Source organism: Pseudanabaena yagii GIHE-NHR1 (genome assembly GCF_012863495.1).
Classification (GTDB): Bacteria; Cyanobacteriota; Cyanobacteriia; order Pseudanabaenales; family Pseudanabaenaceae; genus Pseudanabaena; species Pseudanabaena yagii.
This window is the reverse complement of record NZ_JAAVJL010000001.1, coordinates 388,051-410,591: the sequence shown is the minus strand read 5'-3', so window position 1 is coordinate 410,591 and position 22,541 is coordinate 388,051. Positions and strand designations below refer to the sequence as shown.

Sequence of the window (22,541 nt, the reverse complement as noted above, 5' to 3'; positions counted from 1 at the left end):
TTGAAAAATTTTGCTTGGCAAAATTTTTCAACATAGCGATCTGTGAGAACTTTACACAGTGAATAATGAATAATAATCTTGTCGATCAATCAGTCTTGATCACACAGGCTGACTATGCCAAAAAATTGCGTCCATTTCTTCCCGCAGAGGCTTTTCTCCCAGATTCCAACAAAGTTTGGATTTTATTAATTAATTTGATGCTCTTGATCGTGGGGTGGGCGATCGCATCTTATCTAGATCGGTGGGCTTGGCAATATCTCTGGCTATATTTACCAATTGCGATCGTTATGGGGAATAGCATTGCGACTTTGGGATTTAGTTCCCACGGGTTACTACATAGTTCTATAATTACTGCACCTTGGCTACGTCAAACCCTTAGTCTCTTAGGCTTTGCGATGCTATGGATGTCTCCAACTTTATGGAAAGCTGTGCATAATCGCGAACATCATAATAAAACTAATTCTGAACAAGATCCCGATCGCAACTATTCACATTCACAACCGAATACTTGGGGCAAATGGCTGCAAAATGTGTTTCTTCCATCATCGGAAGTTAATCCAATTCTATTAGTAATCGGATTAGGGCATATTTGGGGAATGTACGTGTTTCGCCATCTAACTTCGATCTTATTTTTTAATAATCGTGCTGCCACATACCCTGTAGCAACATTCAGTGTTAGTGATAAAGATAGAATTGCGATCGCTGGTGAAACTTTAGTAATCTTTGGTATCCATATAGCGGTTTTAGCTAGCTTACATCTTTCTCCTCTGAAGATACTATTTGGTTACTTCTTACCAATTTGGATAGGATATGCGATCGCCATTTTCTATATTTTGACCCATCATTTGTTGTGCCGTATGACTAGTGTCAATGATGTTTTAGTCAACACTGTTTCTATTCGTGTACCCAAAATTTTGGATATCCTCCATGTCAACTTTTCCTATCACACGGAGCATCATATTTTCCCTGGCATGAATCCAGATTATTATCCGATGGTACAAAAGTTATTGCTGACGCATTATCCTGATCGCTTTAATCTGATAGATGCTAAGCATGCATGGAAACTGCTCCTGCAAACACCCCGCCATTATCTTAATGAAACTACATTTACTGATTGGTCAGGACAAAAGATCGTTAATTGTCCTGAGTTAGGTATAGCTGCGACTAAAATATAGCAATCCTAAATGTTTTAAGGAAGTGCACCACTTCGGGGTGTGCTTCCTCAAAACTAAAACAGGAGCTTGTGCCGCCCGATATGCCCGATATACAGTTGGCATAAGCTCTCGTTTTGTATCAGATGAAAAGACAATTTTAAAAAATTATTGTGCTTTCAGAAATTACACACTCAGCGTGCAATTCTAACTACTGTTACCTTCGCTACGGAAGTAATGTTGCTTTTGAAGTCAGATCAAAATTTGTGGAAAGTCCAGCATCTTTCTAAATCACCAGTCAAACCACCTGCCTAATACCCTATGCCTAGCTTACCAAGCACGATTTATCCCATTGGCGCTTATAACCTTCACGGTTTAGTGTGGCAAACCGATGCGAATAATAATACAAATCAGGGCAAACCCTACGCAATTTGTGTTGATGCCTATCAAGGACATCTCCTCAAAATCGATCCATTTTCCGAAGGCGCAACGGTAATGAATAATTACACGGCAGCACAGTTTCGAGACGCAACAGGTTTAGCGATCGCAGGAGATACCCTGTGGATTACTAAGGACAATGGGATTTATTATTGCGATCTAGTTGACTTTGATCTACAGCCATTTATGGAATTACCAAATCGGGTTGATGGTATTGCCGTATCCGAAGGTGGTGTGTATGTAAGTTCTAGCGAAGTTGGCAAGATCTTTGTATTTGGGCGTGCTACCCGCACCTTACTGCGAATTATGGATGCTCCCGGAGCAGGCTTTGAGGCTCTTACCTTGGTTGGTGAAGAATTATGGGTAAGCGATCGCACAGAAGAAACTGTCTATCGTCTCAAGGCAAAGTCTGGCGAAATTTTGCAACGTGGCTTGACACCTTTCCCCAATCCGATGGGATTAGGATTTCTAGGAGATGATTTATATGTGGTTTACTCAGGCGATGAGAATTACATTCGCGAAAGTCCTAACGATTTAGATGAGCCATTTTCCGTGGCAGCCCGTGAAAAAACCTTTATTCATCGATTGAGGTTTGATCAGTACCAAGATGGGAAGTTAAATTACACGCTCACCTCTGGTTACAAGGTGGAAATGATCTATCTCGAAGAACTCTCTTCTGAGGAACCGACTTCTGTCTATAACCTCACATGGCGAGTTGCCTATCCTACTGATACCTATCGCCAAAAGCTATTAGCGATCGAGCCAATTGGCATTCCCTTTGAGGAAGAAATTGTCGATGGACAGAAGGTTGCTGCGTTTAAACTTGGCAATCTCAAACCCGAAGAATCACGTATGTTTGGGTGGAAAGCGACTTTGGAACTGCATGGTATCAAATATGAACTCAAGGATAGTGAAGTGGAATTTGTACCAGATCTATCTCCTGAAATGCAGAAGCTCTATCTCATTGATGATGATGGCTTGAGCATGGACAATCCGATCATTCAAGCCGCCGCCAAGGAAGCCGTCGGTGATGAGACTAATATTTTGCGAAAAATGTTGCTAATTCGCGATTATGTGTATGATAAACTGTCCTATCGTGTCACACCATATATTGCGGCTCCAGAAGAAGTTTTGCTTAGAGGTACAGGTTCCTGCGGGGAATATGTCGGGCTACTGCTCGCTCTTGCAAGATTGAATGGAATTGCCTGTCGCACCGTCGGACGCTATAAATGTCCCCATGATGGCGACTTGATGTTGAACGTTCCCTTACACCAATACTATAACCACGTCTGGATTGAATTCTATATTCCTAGTATCGGTTGGTTGCCAATGGAATCAAATCCTGATGATACAGGCGATCGCCCCTATCCTACGCGCTGGTTTATGGGACTTCCTTGGTATCATGTGGAAATTGGCAAAGGTATCTTTTTTGAAACGATTCAACCTCAGCCCTATTCCATTGGTGAATTAGCTCTCAATCATGTTCGCTTTAAAGTACTAGAAGAAATCTAAATAGAATCAAGAGAATCAAGAAATTCACAAAGTGAATTTCTTGATTGACTGTAAACGATTACTAAGTTTAATGAATTTAACTTAAGAACAATTTCCTGATGTCTGTACTTAACTTTAGGATTATGGCAGTTAAAAAAAATTTTAATAGGTAATTAAACTCAGGAAATCAAATTTATGACACATCTAACTCTTAACTTACTTGCCGCAGTTCCCGCTACCCCAACATGGTCTGCTGGTGTTGGTTTGATCATGGTAACCGCTAACTTGTTTGCATTAGTTGTTGCTCGCTACGGCATCAAAGTCAAAGGTGTTGGTCCCAACTTGCCTATAGAACTACCTGGTTTGTTTGAAGGCTTTGGTGTTCCTGAATTGCTTGGTGTAACTTGCCTAGGACATATCCTCGGTGCAGGTTGGATTTTGGGCTTGTCTCAAGCAGGTTTGCTATAAGCTAAAAAAAGAGAGTTCGCACAGCGAACTCTCTTTTTTTAGTATTGTTGGCTGAGCGAAGCCGAAGTCAACAATACTAAATAAACGTAGCCGAATTTCCCCATTCGCCTGTAAAGACGATGCTTGATAGGGGATTACGCGAACGAGGAGCAGTTTCTCGCTCTTGCAATTCTGCTGGCAAATTACTAGGTTCTCCTGCATAACCGATCGCGATCGCGGCAATTGGTTTGGCAGTTTCAGGGATATTGAAAGTAGCGATCGCCTTATCAGCGTCAAAACCTCCCATTTGGTGCGCGACTAGATCTAAAGCTGTAGCTTGCAATACTAGAGTTGCTGCTGCTTGACCTGCATCATATTCACCCCAAGCATTGGGCTTGTCATTGTGTTTAAAGTTTTTCTGAGCAATCACTAATCCTAATACTGGAGCCACTTGCGCCCACGATGCATTAAAAGGCACAAGGCAATCCAGCATTTTCTGATAGTTCACCGTATCGTCTTTGGTCGCTACGATAAATGCCCAAGGCTGATCGTTAAAGCAAGAGGAAGCCCAGCGTGCGGCTTCAAACAACTGGGCAAGTTTTTCAGGTTCTACAAGTTTGCTATCAAAGGCACGAGGACTCCAACGTTGAGCGATTAAGGGATGAATTTCGTGATTGGTAATTGCAGGATTTTCCATATTAAATATTTAGCGACGTGTTTCTAGAATTCATAATTTACAACTATTTTATCCCTTCAATAATTGTTTAGTGCTCTAGAGCAAGACTAAAGAGTTTGTGGAAACGTCCTCCTTCGGGGTGCGCTTCCACAAACCCCAGAATTTACAAATGATTTAGGACTGCTCTAGAGAATAAGTGATGTTTTGCACCGCTTATTCTCTAGATTATTAGATCCAAATAATTAACTAGTGGTACATATTTAGTTGATCATCGCTATTTTGTTAGATAATTAGTGTCTAAAAATCATCTTTGTATTGTTTTCCTATTAGGGCTAGTCATCCTACATCTACAAAACTACGAAACATTACAGTGACTTGTATTGTCATAAAAACCAGTGAAATTTATGAAAGTAATGTAAGTCACTACTTTCATCGGTTCGCTATTTCTGGTTATGCAAGCTGCTGCATCAGATTAATATTTAGACTAAGTGAGAGGTAACATTCATGGCTTCCAAGTTCAAAATTCTGGCTTGTGATGGTGGTGGTATTCGTGGCTTACTGACAACAGTAATTTTAGAGCGATTAGAACAGAAACTGGGTTCTCCTCTAAACCAGCATTTTGATATGTTCGCAGGTACTTCGACAGGTAGTATCATTGCTTGCGCGATCGCTAAAGGGATGTCGGCAAAAGATCTGCGTAAGTTTTATGAGGATAGGGGCAAAGATATCTTTCCTGATTTGAAAAGTCTTAGTTTTTTGTGGAACAGCCTGCTTGACAGGATTAAAACTGGAGATTTGTCCCTTCCTCTATTTCCTGGTGATGGACTAGATAGAGTTTTGCAAGACAAAGATATTTTTGGTGACATTCTATTTGGTGGATTACCAAAACCAACTCTGGTAGTTTCCTATGATGCCTACAATCGTACTGCGGTAGTTTTCAAGAGTAATCAACCTGAGTTTTCGCAAATTCCAATTTGGGAAGTTTGCCGATCTTCCTCGGCTGCTCCTACTGCTTTTTCAGGGCATATCTTAAGCGACCCCACCTACATTGCTAGCCTCAGACAAAATCCCGACCATTCAATTATTAAAAACCCTCTAAGAATTCAAATCCCACCAGAAAGCAATGGTGTCCCCTTAATTGATGGCGGCGTGGTTGCTAATAATCCATCACTTTGCGCGATCGCCGAATGTCTAAATTTAAAAAGGAGTAGCGAACCCGTGAGTCTAGAGAATATTCTAGTCGCATCCTTTGGAACAGGACAGATGGAAGATCGGATTAGTGCTGATTCAGTCAAGACGTGGGGCGTACTAGATTGGCTGAATATTAAAAAGGGCATTCCACTCCTTGAAGTATATGCTGATGGTTCCGCAGATTTGATTGATTACATCTCTGCCCAATTGCTGAAGGATCAATATAATCGCTATCAGCCTCTAGTTCCCAAAAACAAACACATTTCGACTTTCCAAGCTGATCCTACTAATTTAGTAAGTCTGGTAGAGGTGGCGAATGATTTTCTAAATCAAGGTGGCGATGGTCAACTGGATGCACTAGTCTCTGCTATTCACTCATAAAATAAAAGCCCTGCAATTGCAGGGCTTTTATTTTGAATTAGGCAGCGATCGCTACAGGGCTATCGAGCTTTTTCAATTGCTGAACGAGGAGACTGAGGAAGAGACCGACATCGGTGACTACGCCGACGGACTCTACAGAACCGCGATCGGAGAGTTTCGTCACAACGGCAGGGTTAATATCTACGCAAACCATCTTCACACCTGCGGGAGTCATATTGCCCACACCGATAGAATGCAGCATTGATGACAACATCAAGATCATATCGGCATTGCGAATTTGTTCGCTGTAGAGGCGTTGAGCTTCTAGCAAATCCATCACCGTGTCAGGCAAAGGTCCATCATCGCGAATGGAACCAGCTAGAACAAACGGAACATTATTCTTGACACATTCGTACATTACGCCTGTCTTCACAAAGCCTGCTTCCACTGCTTTGTGGATGCTGCCATAGCGACGGACAGAGTTAATCACTTTGAGGTGATGGCGATGTCCACCCTTGACGCTGACACCACGCTTAAGGTCAACACCGAGGGAAGTTCCCATGGAGGACTGTTCCATATCATGAACAGCGATCGCATTACCACCGAGCATCGACTGCACATAACCTTCACGAATCAAGTAGGCAAGGTGAGGAGCACCACCCGTGTGTACAACTACGGGACCACAGGAGACAACTAACTTGCCGCCGCGATCGCGAATTTGGCGCAGTTCCCATGCAATCTGTTCGACCACAAGTTCGACACGACGTTCGCTAGATACACCTGCACCCATGAAGGAAAATTCTTCTTTCTTGGCATTGTCTCTGGCTTCAGGTTTACGCACTGTCCGCACGCCATCGTAACCAACTACAACGCGATCGCCAACAACTAAATCACGCAAGAGCTTGCAGGTTGCCGTTTTGCCATCGGGACTAATCGCGATCGCTGCATCCATCCGTTGATTGGTGCAACGAATCCATTCACCATCGACACAGGCATCGGTGGGATAGATGGTGGTGACATAGAAGTCATCGGGTGCAACGCCATCTTGGAGGACTGGCTCAAGATTGGCATCGGAGGTATCGCGATCCTGTAGGACTGCACCAATTTCAATCAATTCGCCCATGATGGTTTCCATGAGGTCATGGGATGGTGCAGAAATGCGAATCCTTGCTAAGGATGTACTTTGTCTCTGTTCACCGAGATTAAATTCTAAAACTTGGAAGCTACCACCATTGTCAGTAACTAGATCGAGCGCCCGATTGATAATTCCAGAATCCAGTAGATGTCCTGTTAATTCCACAATTCTTGCCTCAACACCACTAGGCTCAAGAGCAGCCTGTTCACTGGTAATGGGAACTTCAAAAGTTCTGAGGGTTAAGCATTTAGCAGCTCCACCTGCTTTGAGGAATTCCGTAAGCGGTGTTTCGATCACATTAAAGCCAGCCTTCGTAATGCGCTGTTTTAAGCCATCGCTAATTTTGTTCATGACAACATTGCGATCAACATTCACCGCATTACAAGCAAAATTAACCGCATCAGCTTCCTCAATGGCAATCCGCTTTTCCGCAGGAATCCGCATCTCAATCAAACGATTGGAATAGGAATCAAAGGCAGGGGGATAATACAGTAAATAGCCATCAGTTAATGGGCAGAAGCAGGTATCTAAATGATAGAAGCGATTATCAATGAGGCGTAAAGATAGGACTTCTACATCTAACCATTTTGCTAGATAAGGATGAGCATCTAGTTCTGAACGGAAGCCATAACCAGCCCATAGCCAACCGCCTGCGCGATCGAATAGAGCGTCACCTGCGCCCTCAAAGGGTAAGTCCTTGGGCAGCTCATACACCGTGAAACCCTTCGACTCAAACCATGCTTTGAAATAGGGTTCTTCGCCCTGACGCTCTTTATGGAGGAAACGGCTTAATACGGCTTTGTCACCTAGTACCAATCCTGCATTTGCCGTAAATACCATGTCTGGCCATCCCTTAGCAGGGGGCACTAGCTCTACATTAACTAAACCCTTAAGGACTCCATATAGTTTTTGCCATTGCTCCACAGCGCGATCACGGCTAGATTTGTGGACGTTGCCTTCCATCCAAGGATTGATCACATAGTCTACATCGTAGTGATCAGGGGCACACATCAGATAATTCAACGAGGAAGTCATAAATATCAATAAATAGTTGAGAGAAAATGCGAAACTTAGCTCATGCTTCGGTGGGAGATCCCAAAAATTACCAAACAATGGTGAAGCTCCCAACCTTTAATGATACCGAATACGTTATGCCTCAACTCCTTGTAAAAGTTATGATCTCTTGATAATTGGCAATACTGAAATTATCCCTAAGGCTCTTGCGGATAAAAAATGTCCCACCAAAATTATCTAGATTCGACTTCGCTCAGCTAACGTTGGCTGAGCGAAGTCGAATCTAGATAATTTAATTAATAGCAAGTCCCTAAAAGTTTCATTTTAATGAGACTCACTTTAGTGCTAGTTCCAAAATGTCTCATTGAGCAGGGCATCAAAAATTTTTTGATAAACTCTTGCAAATATATCTCGATTACTGTACATTATTAGCAGACCCATCCTATTCCCCCCCGTGTGGGTCTAGTATCCCCGAAATGGCAATTACTTCCGAAAGGGGTAAGCGCAAATCAGTAGACCTAGAGCTATCCGCTACACATACGGTATGGTGGCTACTGATGCCGAAGGGATATTTTGTACTCTTACAACTAAATAAACAAATAAGGCTCGCTATGCGAGCCTTATTTGTTTATTTAGTTGTAAGAGAGTGGCGGCGCTTTGCGCCGCCACTCTCTGTTAGCCACCAATTTGGGACATGGTGCGGAAATAACTTTTTTGCTCACCAATGCCCCGATCACGTTCTTTAAAATTAATTTCCTCTTTTAAATTAAGTAAATCGCGCACCGCCATCCGTAATTCGGCAAAATGTTGACCCTGACGCAAGGCAGTTTTGAGATCGATCTGTCCTAACTCATTTAATAAACATGGTCGCAATAAGCCATCCGCCGAGAGCCGCATCCGATTGCAGCGATCGCAAAAACATTCCGACATTTGGCTAATAAAGCCTAAAGTCCCTTTCGCATTGGGGATTTGAAAAACATCGGCGGGTCCGTTGCCCTTACAGTTGCCAGTATCTAAACCATAGCGATCGCTAATTTGTTGCCGCAAGGTTGCCGAATCCACCCAGCCCTTATGGGTAAATAGGCTGTCATTACCAATAGGCATAAACTCAATAAAGCGAATATGCCAACGGCGATCAATGCTGAGGGCTGCTAAATCTAATATTTCGCGATCGTTCACATCTGGCACAACTACCACATTTAATTTAAGCGGATCGAAGCCTACTTCATAAGCCGCCAAGATTCCCGCCCACACCTTTTCCCAGAGGTTACGTCCTGTGATTTGGCGAAATACATCGCGATCTAGGGAGTCCAGACTAATATTAATCCGTCTCAAACCTGCTTCGTATAAGGGTTTTGCTAAATCACTTAATAAAAAGCCATTAGTGGTCATTGACAGATCTTCCACACCTTGAAGATTGGCGATCGCTTCTACTAGTTGCACCAAATCGCGCCGCAATAAAGGCTCTCCCCCCGTCAGGCGAAATTTTTTAAACCCTAATGGAATAAATACCTCTCGCAACAGGTTAATTAATTCAGTATTGGTAAGGCTTTCCTGTGCTTGGATATAATCGACTTCCGAGCCTTCTGGCATACAGTAAGTACAGCGAAAATTGCAGCGATCGATCAAACTGATGCGAAGGTAGTCAACATTGTTCACAGAGTTTTGTCCTCATGGCTTGCATTTAAGAAATTAACTTTGAGGCTTCGCGTCAAAATTAATTTCTGGGTTTTAATTTGTCATAGCTATATGATAGAAAAATAATTGATCCAGATGTGTTAAACCATGACCTCACAGTACGCCTATATACGCGGAACATTTGTCCCTCTCGAAGATGCCACAATCAATGTCCGCACTCACGCATTTCTATATGGTACGGCTGTTTTTGAAGGGATTAAGGCGTATTGGCTACCTGAAGAAAACCGCATGGCGGCATTTCGCCTAAAAGAGCATTATCAACGCTTAATCCAAAGCTGCCGCATTATTGGTTTGCAACATCCTCTTGATGTTGACACAATGATCAGCCTTACTACCGAGTTATTACATCGCAATCAATGTAACTCTGCGACATATATCCGCCCAATTATCTACAAAGCTGACCTTCGTATTGGACCAATTCTCAAAGTTCCTCATACCCATGATGATTTCTGTTTGTTCAGTGTGCCGATGGATGGCTACCTCGATACTAGCAACGGTATTAAAGTCGGTGTGTCTTCATGGCGGCGTTTAGATGACAACGCTATTCCTGCGAGAGCAAAAGTTAATGGTGCTTATGTAAATACTGCCCTTGCTAAGACTGATGGCTATGCTTCTGGCTTTGATGACGTTGTCGTTTTGACAAATGAAGGTCATGTTGCAGAAGGAAGTGCGATGAATCTCTTTTTAGTAAGAGAAGGAAAGCTGATTACTAGTTCTATTACTGACAATATTCTCGAAGGTATTACCCGTAGTTCGATCATTGAGCTAGCTGCAAAAGAATTAGGACTAGAAACTGTATCGCGCACAATCGATCGCACTGAGTTATATATTGCCGACGAGGCATTTTTTGTTGGTACTGCGACTGAGCTTGCACCGATCACTAGTTTTGATCATCGTCCTGTTGGCGATGGCACTATTGGCGAAATCACTAAGAAACTCCGTGATTTATACAGTAAGGCTGTTCAAGGTCTCTTGCCTGACTATCATCACTGGCTAACTAAAGTGTAAATAATAAAAAAGAGGGTTTGCTTAGCAAATCCTCTTTTTTATTTATCAAGAGCAGAAAACCTCGTGTAGCAAGGTTTTCTGTTAAGAGAGGTTTCGCGTAGCCGAACCTCTCTTAAAAACTATTTTGAGTTATCCCCAACGCGCAGTTTTTTAATCACTGAGTATTCTAGGTGCATATATAAAAATCGTATTCTTGATATATGTGTGACTTAAAAATAAAAATATGTAGGCATCAATCTTTTCTTCAAAATTTTGTGTGCGCGTTTATACCAATCAAGTGCGATCAAATCGGTATCTTTTTTATCTATTTGATAAATATATCTTGAGTATGATTAGAAAAACTTGACAATATCCCCTACGAACAACCATGAGCGGAAACGAGTCGCGCCTTCAAGCCATTTTTCAAATTACCAATCGCGAGCCACAGCCCAAAAAAGCTCCCAAGCGATTGGAAGAATTGTGGGCGACCGATGTGTTTACTCTGAGCAAAATGCAGGAATGCCTGCCTAAGCCAGTTTTTAAATCCATTAAGAAAACCATTCAAACTGGTGAACCCCTTGATAGCTCAGTAGCTGACGCGATCGCCCTAGCAATGAAAGATTGGGCAATCTCTAAGGGCGCTCTGTACTATGCCCACGTCTTTTACCCCTTAACCAATGCTACTGCCGAAAAGCATGATGGATTCATTTCAGTCCAAAGCGATGGATCGGCAATCTCAGAATTTGCAGGAAAATTATTAGTCCAAGGTGAACCAGACGGTTCTTCCTTCCCCAATGGCGGTATCCGCTCCACCTTTGAAGCCCGTGGTTACACTGCATGGGATGTCACCAGCCCTGCATACATCATGGAAACCGACAATGGTTCTACCCTATGTATTCCTACAGTTTTCGTGTCTTGGACTGGTGAAGCTCTTGACAAGAAAACCCCTCTCCTCCGCTCCAACGCAGCAATGAACAAGGCTGCAACTAGAGTTTTAAAAATCTTGGGTGAAAAGGAAATTGCCCCTGTTAACTCTAGCTGCGGTGCTGAGCAAGAGTACTTCCTCGTTGATGCCAACTTTGCTAATGCTCGTCCTGACTTGTTGCTCGCAGGTCGTACCTTATTTGGTAAGCCTTCGGCTAAGGGTCAACAGTTTGATGACCATTACTTTGGTGCAATCCCAGAGCGTGTACAGGTTTTCATGCAAGATGTTGAAGAGCGTCTATATCGTCTCGGTATTCCTGCTAAGACTCGTCACAACGAAGTTGCCCCTGGACAGTTTGAAATTGCTCCTGTATTTGAAGCAGCTAACGTAGCTACCGATCACCAACAAATGATCATGACCATGCTGCGCTTCACTGCTAAGAAGCATGGCTTTGTTTGCTTGCTCCATGAAAAACCCTTTGCAGGTATTAACGGTTCTGGTAAGCACGTTAACTGGTCCGTTGGTAACGCAACTCAAGGCAACCTGCTCGACCCCGGTGACACCCCTCACTCCAATGCTCAGTTCTTGGTGTTCTGTGGTGCAGTCATCCGTGGTATTCACAAGTATGGACCTCTACTCCGCTCAGTGGTGGCAACTGCGAGCAACGACCACCGCTTAGGTGCTAACGAAGCTCCTCCTGCGATCATCTCGGTATACCTCGGTTCACAGCTTGAGGATGTATTTGAGCAAATCCGCCAAGGCGATCTTAAGAGTTCCACTGGCAAAGGTCAGATGCATATTGGTGTAGATACCTTGCCTGTTCTACCTACTGACCCCGGCGATCGCAACCGTACTTCTCCTTTTGCATTTACTGGCAACCGCTTTGAGTTCCGTGCTGTCGGTTCTGGTCAATCGGTAGCTGGTCCTCTCGTTGCCATGAATACCATCTTGGCAGACTCCCTCAACTGGATGGCAGATCAATTAGAGGCTGAAATCTCTAAGGGTATTGATTTGAATGCTGCTATTGGTTCTGTGCTCAAGCAGGTGATGGAGTTACATGGCGCGATTGTCTTCAATGGCAATGGCTACTCTGAAGAATGGCACAAGGAAGCAGTTGAGAAGCGTGGTTTACGCAATCTCCGTACCACTGCTGATGCTTTACCTGTGCTCAAGGAACCTGAAATCATTGATTTGTTTGGCAAGTTGAATGTCCTCTCTCCTGTAGAGATGGCTAGCCGCTTTGAGACTTATGCTGAGCAATACATTAACTCTATTGCGGTAGAAGCAAAGCTGGTTGTGAGCATTGTGAAGACTTTGATTTACCCTGCGGCAACTCGTTACTTGTCAGAATTGGCAAATACTGCCCTGAGCCTCAAGGAAGTTGGTGTTGATTTTGATAAAGAAACCATTGACAAGGTTTCTTCACTCGCCAAATTGGCGATCGATGGTGTTAGCAAGTTGAGTGATGCTTTGGCTAAGCATGACTTTGCTTCTACTGAAGAGCATATGCAGTTCACGGCTCAAACTGTGCGTCCTTTGATGGATACAATCCGTGGATATGTCGATGCCCTAGAAGCTGAAGTTGCTGATGATCTATGGCCATTGCCTACCTATCAAGAGATGTTATTCATTAAGTAACATCAGTTTGACCAAAACAAAAAAACGTAAGAATCACTTAGTGATTCTTACGTTTTTTTGTTTTGCATTACATTGCATTAATGCAACCTAAATAGGCGATCGCGCTTTTAAGAGGTTGGCTCCAACGAGGTGTTAAGCTTCTGTCTTTGAGCAATTTGCATGAGCAGCCGAAGTGCTTCATTAACTGAGTCGCTTGTTGGAAATGCTTGAGCAACATCAGGATCAAGTAATACTACATTCGTTCCTGTCCTGTAGCGTTCAGCGTATTTTCCTCTAACGCCACCCTGCATCTTACTAAAGTCATACTCAGGTCTTAAGTCGTCTTCTAGCTCGTTGTTACTCTCCATCTTCATAAAACCTCTTCTCATTTCGGGTTGCTTCTCGTGCACTAATAATCCGAATACGATCTGCTCGATCTGTATGGTTGACTATCAGGATACGATTATTATTGGATAATCCAATGATAACGTAACGCTCCTCACCGTAAGAGTGGTCTGGATCAGGAAATGTCACAGATAAAGGATCGTTGAAAATAGTAGATGCCTCATTGAATGAAATACCATGCTTCTTCAAGTTTGAGTTTGCTTTGTTTGGATTCCATTCAAATTGCATCTAAACCATACTTGTTACTTTACTTCAAAAGCTGAGTTTAGCATTAAAAAAGTGCGTTACATTCCATTAACGCACCCTACGAGATCGGCGATCGCACTGACCTACGCTAGGAATAAAGCCTAAAATAATTTTTAGCTTTTAAATATCTCTTTTGAGAGGTCAGATCCGACTCAGTGTCTAGACCATGTTTATTTTGTGGATTTTTACACTGCCTTCTTCAAATAATTGAACTGTGAGTTAATTGCCTTGCATCAATGACAATCCAACAAAAGTTTCTGAATCAGCTAAGGTGCGTTACATTTCGTTAGGTTACACTACAAGATTGGAGATCGCTAAATCCCTTTAATTTTCAAGATAACCAAGCCTAAATGGTAGCTCGGGAAACTCATTTAGAAATCTTTTGGGTTACTCAACTTTCCCTATTTTGAACTTGCAGTGTCTGTTAAGGCGCTTGCGGATAAAAAATGTCCCACCAAAGTTATCTAGCTTCGACTTCGCTCAGCTAACGTTGGCTGAGCGGAGTCGAAGCCAACAGGTACTTTAATAAATAGCAAGTGCCTAATTATGAGTAAGTAACTGATATTTCCATCATTTCTTTTGTCATATAGCAATCCTAAAGGGTTTGAGGAAGCGCACCCCGCAGGGGGGCGCTTCCTCAAACCCAAAAATCTACAAATGATTTAGGACTGCGACAGTTATTTTTTCCTCCAAGCGTAAAATTGAAATTGCTTGTGTTGATAACCCCACTGTTTCATTTGGCTATCAGAAACTTCGTTACTCGCTACAGAGATCCAGTCTCTATCATTCGGCTGCCACCACCGATATACAGCTACTCCATTGGGAACTGGTGTTTTTGAAGCGTAAAATTGAAACATTTTATTTTGATAGCCCCACTCCTCAAGTTTTGCATCAGAATTCTCATTCTCTGCCAACGAAATCCAGTCCCTATCGTTCGGCTGCCACCATCGATACACGGCTACTCCATTGGAGACAGGTGTTTTTGAAGCGTAAAATTGAAACATTTTATTTTGATAGCCCCACTCTTCAAGTTTCGCATCAGGAATTTCATATTCTGCTAACGAAATCCAGTCCCTATCGTTTGGTTGCCACCACCGATAGACCTCAACGAGATCCTGAGCTTGAAAAGAGCCAGCCCAAAGCATCACACTTAGCAAGACTCCCGATACAAATATACTCAATCTCTTCCAACTGATCATATTACACCTCCATAAGGTATAAACAATATATGGCAACGTCACAGAATCTGTTCTGCACTTTTTCTCTGTATTACCCTGTATTATTCTTTGACATTGAGCGTACTATTGGTCATGAGTATTATTGCGATACCCATTGATGACAACCTAACGATTGACCTGAAACGCATTAACTAAGCTAAGTGATTAACTAGAATTCGTTTTTCTGTTAGGTTCTAATAACTTGATTATATATGACCAAGTTTCGCGGTTTTATCATATATTATCAAGCTCTATTTTAGAAGTGATAGAATATGCGATTTAGGTATTACTTCTCATCTATTCCATTTATAAAGTTTTGCTTCCAATTGTTGTTAATGGATTTCAAGTCAGTACAAAGGATTGAGTTGGTTAACTACTTGTTGGATGAAAATGATTATAAATATGTTGAGCTAACTTCTTGCCAATGCCATCAGTTTCGGCGATTTGTTCAACTGTAGCTTGACGGATATATTCAACTGAATGGAACTTCTCCAGCAGGACTTTTTGGCGATGATGTCCTAAACCTGTAATTTGATCGAGGTGCGATCGCTGCATCCTCTGACTGCGTTTTTGGCGATGAAACGTAATTGCAAAACGGTGGGCTTCATCTCGTAATCGCCTCAATACCTGCACCCCAGCCCGCTCTGGATCGCCACTTATCAAAGGTTCCGACTGCTCAGGCAAGAAAATTTCCTCACGTTTTTTGGCAAGGCTAATGACGGTTAGGCGATCGCGTAAGCCTAACTTATCGATGATTTTCATCACCGATGATAATTGTCCTTTGCCACCATCGATCATCACCACATCAGGGAAATCGGGTTCTGGAGAATTGGTGATTGATGATTGGTGATTGGCATGATTTTTGAATCTTCGGGCGATGACTTCCGCAAGGCTGGCGAAGTCGTCGGAATGTCCTGACTTGATATCAGGGTTACGGATTTTATAATGGCGATAATGTTGCTTAGCAGGAATTCCATCGATAAAAACGACTTGGCTTGCCACTGCGTCAGAACCTTGGATATGGGAAATATCGTAACCTTCTATACGGTGCGGTAAACTATCAAGATTGAGGAGTTCAGCTAAGTCTTCTAAGCCTTGTAAATTACGATCGCTTTGTTTTTGAATCCTTGCTAACTCATATTGGGCATTGCGTTCCACCATCTCAATTAACTCGGCTTTAAGCTGTCTCTGGGGAGTAGCGATCGCGACTTTACGCCCTTTGCGATCGCTGAGCCATGCTTGCAAAATTTCTACTTCAGGCAGTTCCAATTGGGTATGAATTTCATTGGGAATTTCTACAGGATCGCAATTTTGATAATGGGATTCGAGAGTACGTTGCAAAATCGCTTCTGGTGTATTGCTCTGACTATCCGCGACAAATGCTAATCGACCGACCAAGCGTCCTGCCCTAATCTGGAATAGCTGAATACAGGTATGTTGATCGTCATAGGCTAAAGCGATCGCATCGCGAGAAATCGTATCATCAGGTAGGGAAACCTTTTGATCGGAGCCAAGATTTTTCAGCACTTGAATGCGATCGCGAAGATCGGCAGCCTTCTCAAATTCTAAATTTTCCGCTGCCGCTTCCATCTTTTCCGTAAAGGATTCCACTAATTCACTAGAGCGCCCCTGAAATACCATCGCTACTCGTAACATTGTTTTGCGATATTCTTCTGGTGAAATCTTCTCCTGACAGACTCCCGGACATAAGCCCATGTCATAGTTTAAGCAGGGACGATCCTTAAACATGGGTACAGGTCTCTGTCGCAATGGAAAAGCTCTTTTAATGATTCCTAAAGTCCGTTTGAGATTAAAGACATCTACATAAGGTCCATAGTATTTATCCTTTGTGTTGCCCATTCTCCGTTTGCGCGTAATAAAAATGCGTGGATAGTCCTCTGACCAAGTAATGCAAACATAAGGATATTTCTTGTCATCCTTTAAGAGAACGTTGTAGTAGGGCTGATATTGCTTAATTAAATTTGCTTCGAGGGCAAGGGCTTCTGCTTCGGAGTCAGTGACAATAAACTCAATCTCATGCACCAACTGCACCATCATGGCAATGCGTGGTGACAAGTCCTGACTACTACGAAAGTACGATCGCACGCGATTGCGTAGCGCCTTTGATTTGCCAATATAGATGACCCCATCATGGCGATCGCGCATAAAGTAAACCCCTGCTTCCAGAGGGATTTCTTTTAACCTTGCCTGTAATTTTTCAGGATTTTGCAGTAATGGCTCCGTCATGATCTAAATCATATAGCAATCCTAAATGGTTTGTGGAAGCACACCCCGAAGGGGTGTGCTTCCACAAATCCCAAAAATCTACAAATGATTTAGGACTGCTATATAAGTAGCTGGGTGCAATTAAATATAAAACCCCAAAACCTGTGGCGCACGCGCAGCGTGCGCCACAGGTTTTGGATTTGGGTTTAGATACTTATCGCAAACTGATGTTACTTGATTGTGCTTCGCTGTGGGTTATGATGCTTTGAGTGCGTTTAGGTAAATAAAAGTCCGTGTTAGACATTAAGCTCGTGCGATCGCAGCCCGAACAGGTGCAAGCTCGCCTCAACAGTCGAGGCAAAGGTTACGACATTAGTAGATTGGTCGAACTAGAGCAGGAAGTTCGTGCATTAGAAACTCAGCGATCGCATTTGCAAGCCGAAAGCAACGACATCGGCAAGCAAGTTGGTATCAAAATGAAAGCTGGTGCGCCCGCCGCCGAAATTGAAGCACTAAAAGCGCGATCGCCCGAAATCAAACAACAACTCGCAGAGCTAGAACCTAAGGAAAGAGCGTTGCGTGAAGAAAGCAATGTCATCTTGATGACCTTGCCCAATTTGCCGAGCGAAACTACTCCTATCGGTGCAAATGAAACCGAAAATGTGGAAATCCGACGTTGGGGTGATGAATATAAGACTACACGCACCGATATTCTGCCCCATTGGGAAATTGGCGAAAAGCTAGGTATTCTCAACTTTGAACGCGCCGTTAAAATCGCTCAAACCCGTTTTGTGAATCTTATGGGTGCAGGAGCCGCCCTCGAACGGGCACTAATTCAATTCATGTTGAATACCCACACTGCCAATGGCTATGTGGAAGTTGCGCCGCCACTTTTGGTGAATACAGCAAGCATGACAGGCACAGGACAATTGCCTAAATTCGCAGAAGATTTATTCAAATGTGCAGAAGATGAACTGTGGCTTATTCCAACTGCCGAAGTTCCAGTTACTAATCTGTATCGGGATGAAATCCTTGATGAAGAAAATTTACCAGTTCATCATTGCGCTTATACCCCCTGTTTCCGTCGAGAAGCAGGAAGTTATGGACGTGATACTAGAGGTCTGATTCGTTTACACCAGTTCAATAAGGTGGAACTGGTTAAATTCGTGCATCCTGAAAAATCGGCGGAAGAGCATGAAAAATTGGTGCGTGATGCAGAATCAATTTTGCAAGCTTTAAAACTTCCCTATCGCGTGCTGGAACTCTGTACTGGTGACATAGGTTTTAGCGCTGCCAAATGCTATGACCTTGAGGTATGGCTCCCTTCTGCAAATACCTATCGCGAGATTTCTAGCTGCTCGAACTTCCTTGATTTCCAAGCCCGTCGCGCCAATATTCGCTTTAAGAGTAAGGGCAAAAAGGGAACGGAGTTTCTACATACCCTTAATGGTTCAGGATTGGCAGTCGGACGCACCATGTCCGCAATTCTGGAAAACTATCAGCAACCTGACGGAAGCGTCTTAATTCCTGAAGTGCTACAACCTCTACTTAACAGACAATACCTCTAGAGAAAGCATAGCGTGTTTTTCTAGAGAACTATCCAAGGCTCAACTATGGCAACCATTCATCGACTGCATCCAGACAATCCCCAAGCAAGGACGATCGCTCAGATCGTGAATGCTTTACGCGATGGCGCGATTATGCTCTATCCGACGGATACAGTCTATGCGATCGGTTGCGATTTGATGTCTAAGTCGGCAATAGAACGTGTTCGCAAACTCAAGCAAATGTCAAACGATAAGCCACTGACATTTCTCTGTTCTTCTTTATCGAATATCTCAGAATATGCGATCGTTTCTAATGCCAACTATCGCACCATGAAAAGTCTGGTTCCCGGTCCCTATACCTTCATTTTGCCAGCCACCAAACTTGTGCCGAAGTTGGTATTAAATCCTAAACGTAAAACCACAGGGATTCGAGTTCCCGATCATGGTGTATCTCAAACCATTATCGAAGCATTGGGAAATCCCATTATCTCCACATCGGCAAACCTGACGGAAGATGATATCGATGAAGAGGATTTTAGCCATCAGTCCAAAAATGCTAAGCAACGTAATGTGTGCGAATTGCCAAAGATGGAACTATTCGATCGCTTTTCTAAACTAGTAGATTTCATCGTTGATGATGGCTCCGATCATAGCTACGAAGTCTCCACCATCCTCGATTTAACCGATGATCTCAATCCAAGCGTGTTACGTCAAGGATTAGGGGTAGCTCCTTTTTAACTAAAGCGTTCATTTTAAAACTGCGAAATTTCTTACTCTGGAGATATAAGATATGCGTACTTTACGAAAACTGCCAATATTGTCGCTAGCTCTTGTATTAGTTGGTTATATTGCTTACGGGTGGTTGCTATCGATTCATAAAGCTGACTGGCGGATCTGGATTCCTGCTGGAGCGATCGCTTTTGGTGCAGAGTGGATATTTTCAGTCGGTTGGGCGATCGCGGCAGTAATTTTTGTATTTATCAAAAAAGAGCAATTTTTATTATCCCTTGGCATTAGCGTGGTCTGGGCAATGTTGATGTATGTAGCGAGAACTGAACTACGCGCATTTATGAATAATCGTGGTTGGAATTTCTTTGTACTTGCCCTAATTGCTGGAGCAGGTTTAGGGTTGGGATGGTTTACAGATACATTACCGACAATTCGGACTTTTGGGGAATCATTAATCAAATAAAAAAAGGGACGCTTTGCGTCCCTTTTTTTATACAGAAACTTGATTGGAACGATTGTGCCAATAGAAAGCGATCGCCAAATTAATCCATTTAAAAATGTAGTAGAGGCTTGTAAAGATTATAAAAAATAAGATTGTGCCAAAGAAGAAGTTAGGATTTTCGAGATTGCTAATGGCTGTTTCCAAAACTCTCCTTGGTTGTGTCAGTACATGCCAACTATTTAAGCGATTGAATCTTCCCCAATACACGCCAACGGCACAGATAAAGTTCATGCTGATTTCCATGAACGTAATATTTCTAATCAGCTTCAGCCATCCTAGGTACTGCACAAGTTTGATCAAAGAGAGCGCATAACATTGGAAGCCCAATAGGATGAAGATAGTATATTGAGGGATGATCAGAAAAATCACACCATTATCGGAAATCTCAGGTGTACGTGCATCATCCACAAAATGAATAATATCGGTAATTATGTAAGGGGCATTAGGCAGAAATAGGATAAAAGTTATTAGCCCTAACCACCACATAAAATTTTGAGGTAAGCGCTTTGGCGATCGCTTCGTAAATAAGATAAAGCTAAGTACACAAGGAATTATTGCCAAAAATAAGTTCCACCCCATCCACCGAAAATTTCCTAAAAACTGTTCAAATGCTTCTGTCATTATTTTTACTCCGTAGTATGTTGAATATAGGGTTGTGTTTATTTCCAAGCCAAAGGCTTGGAAATAAACATTTGCTTTTAGCGCCAATTATTACTTATTCATTTTTCTAAGATTGACTGCCATGATAAATAGTTTCCCCATTTCACAGGGCTGGTTGATCGCGATCGCCCTAAATACTTGTCTGGGAGCGATCGCCCTACTCTTACCTCGCAAAGTTTTAACCACAGCAGGAATTTACCATGCATGGATTTTAGGGATTGTGATCTGGGGCTGTTTAGGATGGCAAGGTTATGTAGTTATTTTAAGCTATCTGATCGTGGGTTCTGGGGTAACTCGCATCGGTAAGGACATCAAAGAAGCAAAAGGCATTGCCGAAAAACGCGACGGGGCAAGAGGTCCCGAAAATTTATGGGGTTCGGCGGCGACAGGTGCAGTTTGTGCAATTGGCTATGCGATCGCGCCAAGTCCTCTGTGGCTACTTGCCTATGTTGCTAGCCTCAGTACTAAGCTTGCCGACACAACCGCCAGCGAGATTGGCAAGGCATATGGCAAAAGTACATTTTTGATTACCACGCTTAAACCTGTCCCCGCAGGGACTGAGGGCGCTGTCAGCCTCGAAGGGACTATTGCAGGGATCATTGGTTCACTCTTAATCGCGGCAATTGGCTGGGCAGTGAGTTTATTAACGAGTCCTTGGGATTTGCTTTGGTGTGCGATCGCTGCCTTCATTGCCACAAATATCGAAAGCCTGATCGGGGCAACTTTGCAAGAAAAATATGACTGGCTCACCAATGAACTCGTTAATGGTATCAATACGACCATCGGTGCAGCGATCGCGACTCTGATTGCTGCAATTATGAGATGATAAATCGCGAATTTTAATATTTAGAAGAATTGTAATGGGACTAAGTGAAAATCTGTTAACCCCTGATAACAAAGCCTTAATTGTCCAAGAATGCTGCGAGATGATCGATGCACAACTAGCTAGCAAAACAGGCATGAGTGGGATCGCTCTCAAAACAGCCTTTGCTGCGCTCAAGGGGCTTAAGCCCAATTATATCTATAGTGTAGTTGATTCACTCTCGCAACCATGCTTTAACGAAATTGATCCCATTTGGGCAGAGGGACTCCAACAAGGTGAACCTGTAGAATATCTGAAAGCGAATAAGTCACGCACCGCAGATGCATTGTTAGCTGTTACTGATACAAAAGCAAAAAATACTAAGATTCAACTGGTGAGAGGAGTCTATGAGAAATTTCGTGATTCTGCCAAGAAACATGTTGAAGACGCGGTTCCAGATTTGGCGGAGATAATTGGTAAATATGCTAAGTAGCTTTCGATCAAAAGAACTATAAGAAAATTTTTAAAAGCGTTGCGAAGCAACGCTTTTAAAAATTTTCTTGGTTTGGGTTTGAGCACAAAGCGCTGTAAGTTAACTGTTCCTTAACTTTGCTTCGACCATCTCATATCATGATAAGTAAATGAACTTTGTGTTTATTCATTTTCAGATAAAGCAATAATAAAACGGAGCTACATTTTGACAACGATTGATTTATTTAAAAACGAAAAAAACTTCATTACAATTCCAGCGGGTGAAGTGATTTTCCAAAAAGGTGGGATCGCTGATCGCATGTATGTAGTGCTTGAAGGTGAAGTAGAAATTTCTATAGATGGTAAATTGCTAGATCTCACTGGTGCTGGTGGCATTGTTGGAGAAATGGCTCTCATCAGCGCATCCCCAAGAAGTGCTACAGCGATCGCCAAAACAGAATGTAAGTTGGTTCCGATTGATGAGAAACGCTTTACTTTTTTAGTGCAACAAACTCCATATTTTGCGCTTAGCGTGATGAAGATAATGGTTGAAAGAATTAGAAAGCTTGATGCTCTAGTTTTGGGAATTGAATAACTTTATGATAA

At 42.7% G+C, this 22,541-nt stretch carries 20 protein-coding genes; 12 read left to right on the top strand and 8 right to left on the bottom strand.

Going from position 1 to position 22,541, the window contains the following annotated elements; all coding sequences use genetic code 11:
• Window positions 1-65: 65 nt before the first annotated feature.
• The 3 genes from HC246_RS02015 (at window position 66) to psaK (ending at window position 3,548) form a co-directional block, all read left to right on the top strand.
• Window positions 66-1,175, top strand: coding sequence for a fatty acid desaturase family protein (locus HC246_RS02015; RefSeq protein WP_169361933.1), 1,110 nt, complete (start codon window positions 66-68; stop codon window positions 1,173-1,175).
• 297 nt (window positions 1,176-1,472) lie between these two features.
• Window positions 1,473-3,101 carry a transglutaminase-like domain-containing protein gene (locus tag HC246_RS02010; protein WP_169361932.1) on the top strand — a complete coding sequence of 543 codons (1,629 nt, stop codon included), beginning with the start codon at window positions 1,473-1,475 and terminating at the stop codon, window positions 3,099-3,101.
• Window positions 3,102-3,275: 174 nt separating this feature from the next.
• Complete coding sequence (gene psaK, locus HC246_RS02005; protein ID WP_169361931.1) at window positions 3,276-3,548, top strand: photosystem I reaction center subunit PsaK; 273 nt, start codon at window positions 3,276-3,278, stop codon at window positions 3,546-3,548.
• Between the two features lie 76 nt (window positions 3,549-3,624).
• Here psaK and HC246_RS02000 read toward each other — a convergent pair whose 3' ends face one another.
• Window positions 3,625-4,224, bottom strand: a complete 600-nt coding sequence (locus HC246_RS02000) for a nitroreductase family protein (RefSeq protein WP_169361930.1) — start codon at window positions 4,222-4,224, stop codon at window positions 3,625-3,627.
• 483 nt (window positions 4,225-4,707) lie between these two features.
• Between HC246_RS02000 and HC246_RS01995 the strand changes: the two genes are divergently transcribed.
• On the top strand, window positions 4,708-5,775 hold the full coding sequence (locus HC246_RS01995) for a patatin-like phospholipase family protein (protein WP_169361929.1): 1,068 nt from the start codon (window positions 4,708-4,710) through the stop codon (window positions 5,773-5,775).
• 37 nt (window positions 5,776-5,812) lie between these two features.
• Here the strand turns inward: HC246_RS01995 and argZ are convergent, their stop codons facing one another.
• Together argZ and moaA are read right to left on the bottom strand one after the other, a co-directional pair.
• Window positions 5,813-7,924: a bifunctional arginine dihydrolase/ornithine cyclodeaminase gene (gene argZ / locus HC246_RS01990; RefSeq protein ID WP_169361928.1), complete on the bottom strand. Its 2,112-nt coding sequence runs from the start codon at window positions 7,922-7,924 to the stop codon at window positions 5,813-5,815.
• Window positions 7,925-8,578: 654 nt separating this feature from the next.
• On the bottom strand, window positions 8,579-9,562 hold the full coding sequence (moaA, locus tag HC246_RS01985) for a GTP 3',8-cyclase MoaA (RefSeq protein ID WP_169361927.1): 984 nt from the start codon (window positions 9,560-9,562) through the stop codon (window positions 8,579-8,581).
• A 126-nt stretch (window positions 9,563-9,688) separates the two neighbouring features.
• Between moaA and HC246_RS01980 the strand changes: the two genes are divergently transcribed.
• Complete coding sequence (locus HC246_RS01980; protein ID WP_169361926.1) at window positions 9,689-10,609, top strand: branched-chain amino acid transaminase; 921 nt, start codon at window positions 9,689-9,691, stop codon at window positions 10,607-10,609.
• Between the two features lie 367 nt (window positions 10,610-10,976).
• A complete protein-coding gene (locus tag HC246_RS01975) occupies window positions 10,977-13,151 on the top strand; it encodes a glutamine synthetase III family protein (protein WP_169361925.1) in 2,175 nt (724 codons plus the stop codon).
• Window positions 13,152-13,258: 107 nt separating this feature from the next.
• Here HC246_RS01975 and HC246_RS01970 read toward each other — a convergent pair whose 3' ends face one another.
• The 4 genes from HC246_RS01970 to uvrC form a co-directional block, all read right to left on the bottom strand.
• Entirely contained in the window at window positions 13,259-13,504 is a 246-nt protein-coding gene (locus tag HC246_RS01970; RefSeq protein ID WP_211167598.1) for a hypothetical protein, read from the bottom strand.
• Window positions 13,488-13,763, bottom strand: a complete 276-nt coding sequence (locus HC246_RS01965) for a BrnT family toxin (RefSeq protein WP_169361923.1) — start codon at window positions 13,761-13,763, stop codon at window positions 13,488-13,490. Before HC246_RS01965 ends, HC246_RS01970 begins: the two co-directional genes overlap by 17 nt.
• Window positions 13,764-14,458: 695 nt before the next feature.
• Window positions 14,459-14,980 carry a hypothetical protein gene (locus HC246_RS01960; protein WP_169361922.1) on the bottom strand — a complete coding sequence of 174 codons (522 nt, stop codon included), beginning with the start codon at window positions 14,978-14,980 and terminating at the stop codon, window positions 14,459-14,461.
• 387 nt (window positions 14,981-15,367) lie between these two features.
• Window positions 15,368-17,245, bottom strand: a complete 1,878-nt coding sequence (gene uvrC / locus HC246_RS01955; RefSeq protein WP_169361921.1) for an excinuclease ABC subunit UvrC — start codon at window positions 17,243-17,245, stop codon at window positions 15,368-15,370.
• A gap of 272 nt (window positions 17,246-17,517) precedes the next feature.
• Here uvrC and serS point away from each other — a divergent pair, with 272 nt between their 5' ends.
• The 3 genes from serS to HC246_RS01940 are packed head-to-tail and all read left to right on the top strand — an operon-like array spanning window position 17,518 to window position 19,963.
• The gene (gene serS, locus HC246_RS01950; protein ID WP_169361920.1) at window positions 17,518-18,792 is read left to right on the top strand and encodes a serine--tRNA ligase; all 1,275 of its coding nucleotides are present in this window, start codon (window positions 17,518-17,520) and stop codon (window positions 18,790-18,792) included.
• A gap of 45 nt (window positions 18,793-18,837) precedes the next feature.
• Window positions 18,838-19,509: an L-threonylcarbamoyladenylate synthase gene (locus tag HC246_RS01945; protein ID WP_169361919.1), complete on the top strand. Its 672-nt coding sequence runs from the start codon at window positions 18,838-18,840 to the stop codon at window positions 19,507-19,509.
• A 52-nt stretch (window positions 19,510-19,561) separates the two neighbouring features.
• On the top strand, window positions 19,562-19,963 hold the full coding sequence (locus HC246_RS01940) for a hypothetical protein (protein ID WP_169361918.1): 402 nt from the start codon (window positions 19,562-19,564) through the stop codon (window positions 19,961-19,963).
• 27 nt (window positions 19,964-19,990) lie between these two features.
• On the opposite strand, the gene HC246_RS01935 is transcribed toward HC246_RS01940, so the two are convergent.
• Window positions 19,991-20,623 carry a DUF1361 domain-containing protein gene (locus HC246_RS01935; RefSeq protein WP_169361917.1) on the bottom strand — a complete coding sequence of 211 codons (633 nt, stop codon included), beginning with the start codon at window positions 20,621-20,623 and terminating at the stop codon, window positions 19,991-19,993.
• 121 nt (window positions 20,624-20,744) lie between these two features.
• Between HC246_RS01935 and HC246_RS01930 the strand changes: the two genes are divergently transcribed.
• The 3 genes from HC246_RS01930 (at window position 20,745) to HC246_RS01920 (ending at window position 22,530) form a co-directional block, all read left to right on the top strand.
• Window positions 20,745-21,488, top strand: a complete 744-nt coding sequence (locus tag HC246_RS01930; RefSeq protein ID WP_169361916.1) for a TIGR00297 family protein — start codon at window positions 20,745-20,747, stop codon at window positions 21,486-21,488.
• A 34-nt stretch (window positions 21,489-21,522) separates the two neighbouring features.
• Complete coding sequence (locus tag HC246_RS01925) at window positions 21,523-21,957, top strand: DUF6918 family protein (protein ID WP_169361915.1); 435 nt, start codon at window positions 21,523-21,525, stop codon at window positions 21,955-21,957.
• A gap of 204 nt (window positions 21,958-22,161) precedes the next feature.
• A complete protein-coding gene (locus HC246_RS01920; protein ID WP_169361914.1) occupies window positions 22,162-22,530 on the top strand; it encodes a cyclic nucleotide-binding domain-containing protein in 369 nt (122 codons plus the stop codon).
• The last annotated feature ends 11 nt before the right edge of the window (window positions 22,531-22,541 follow it).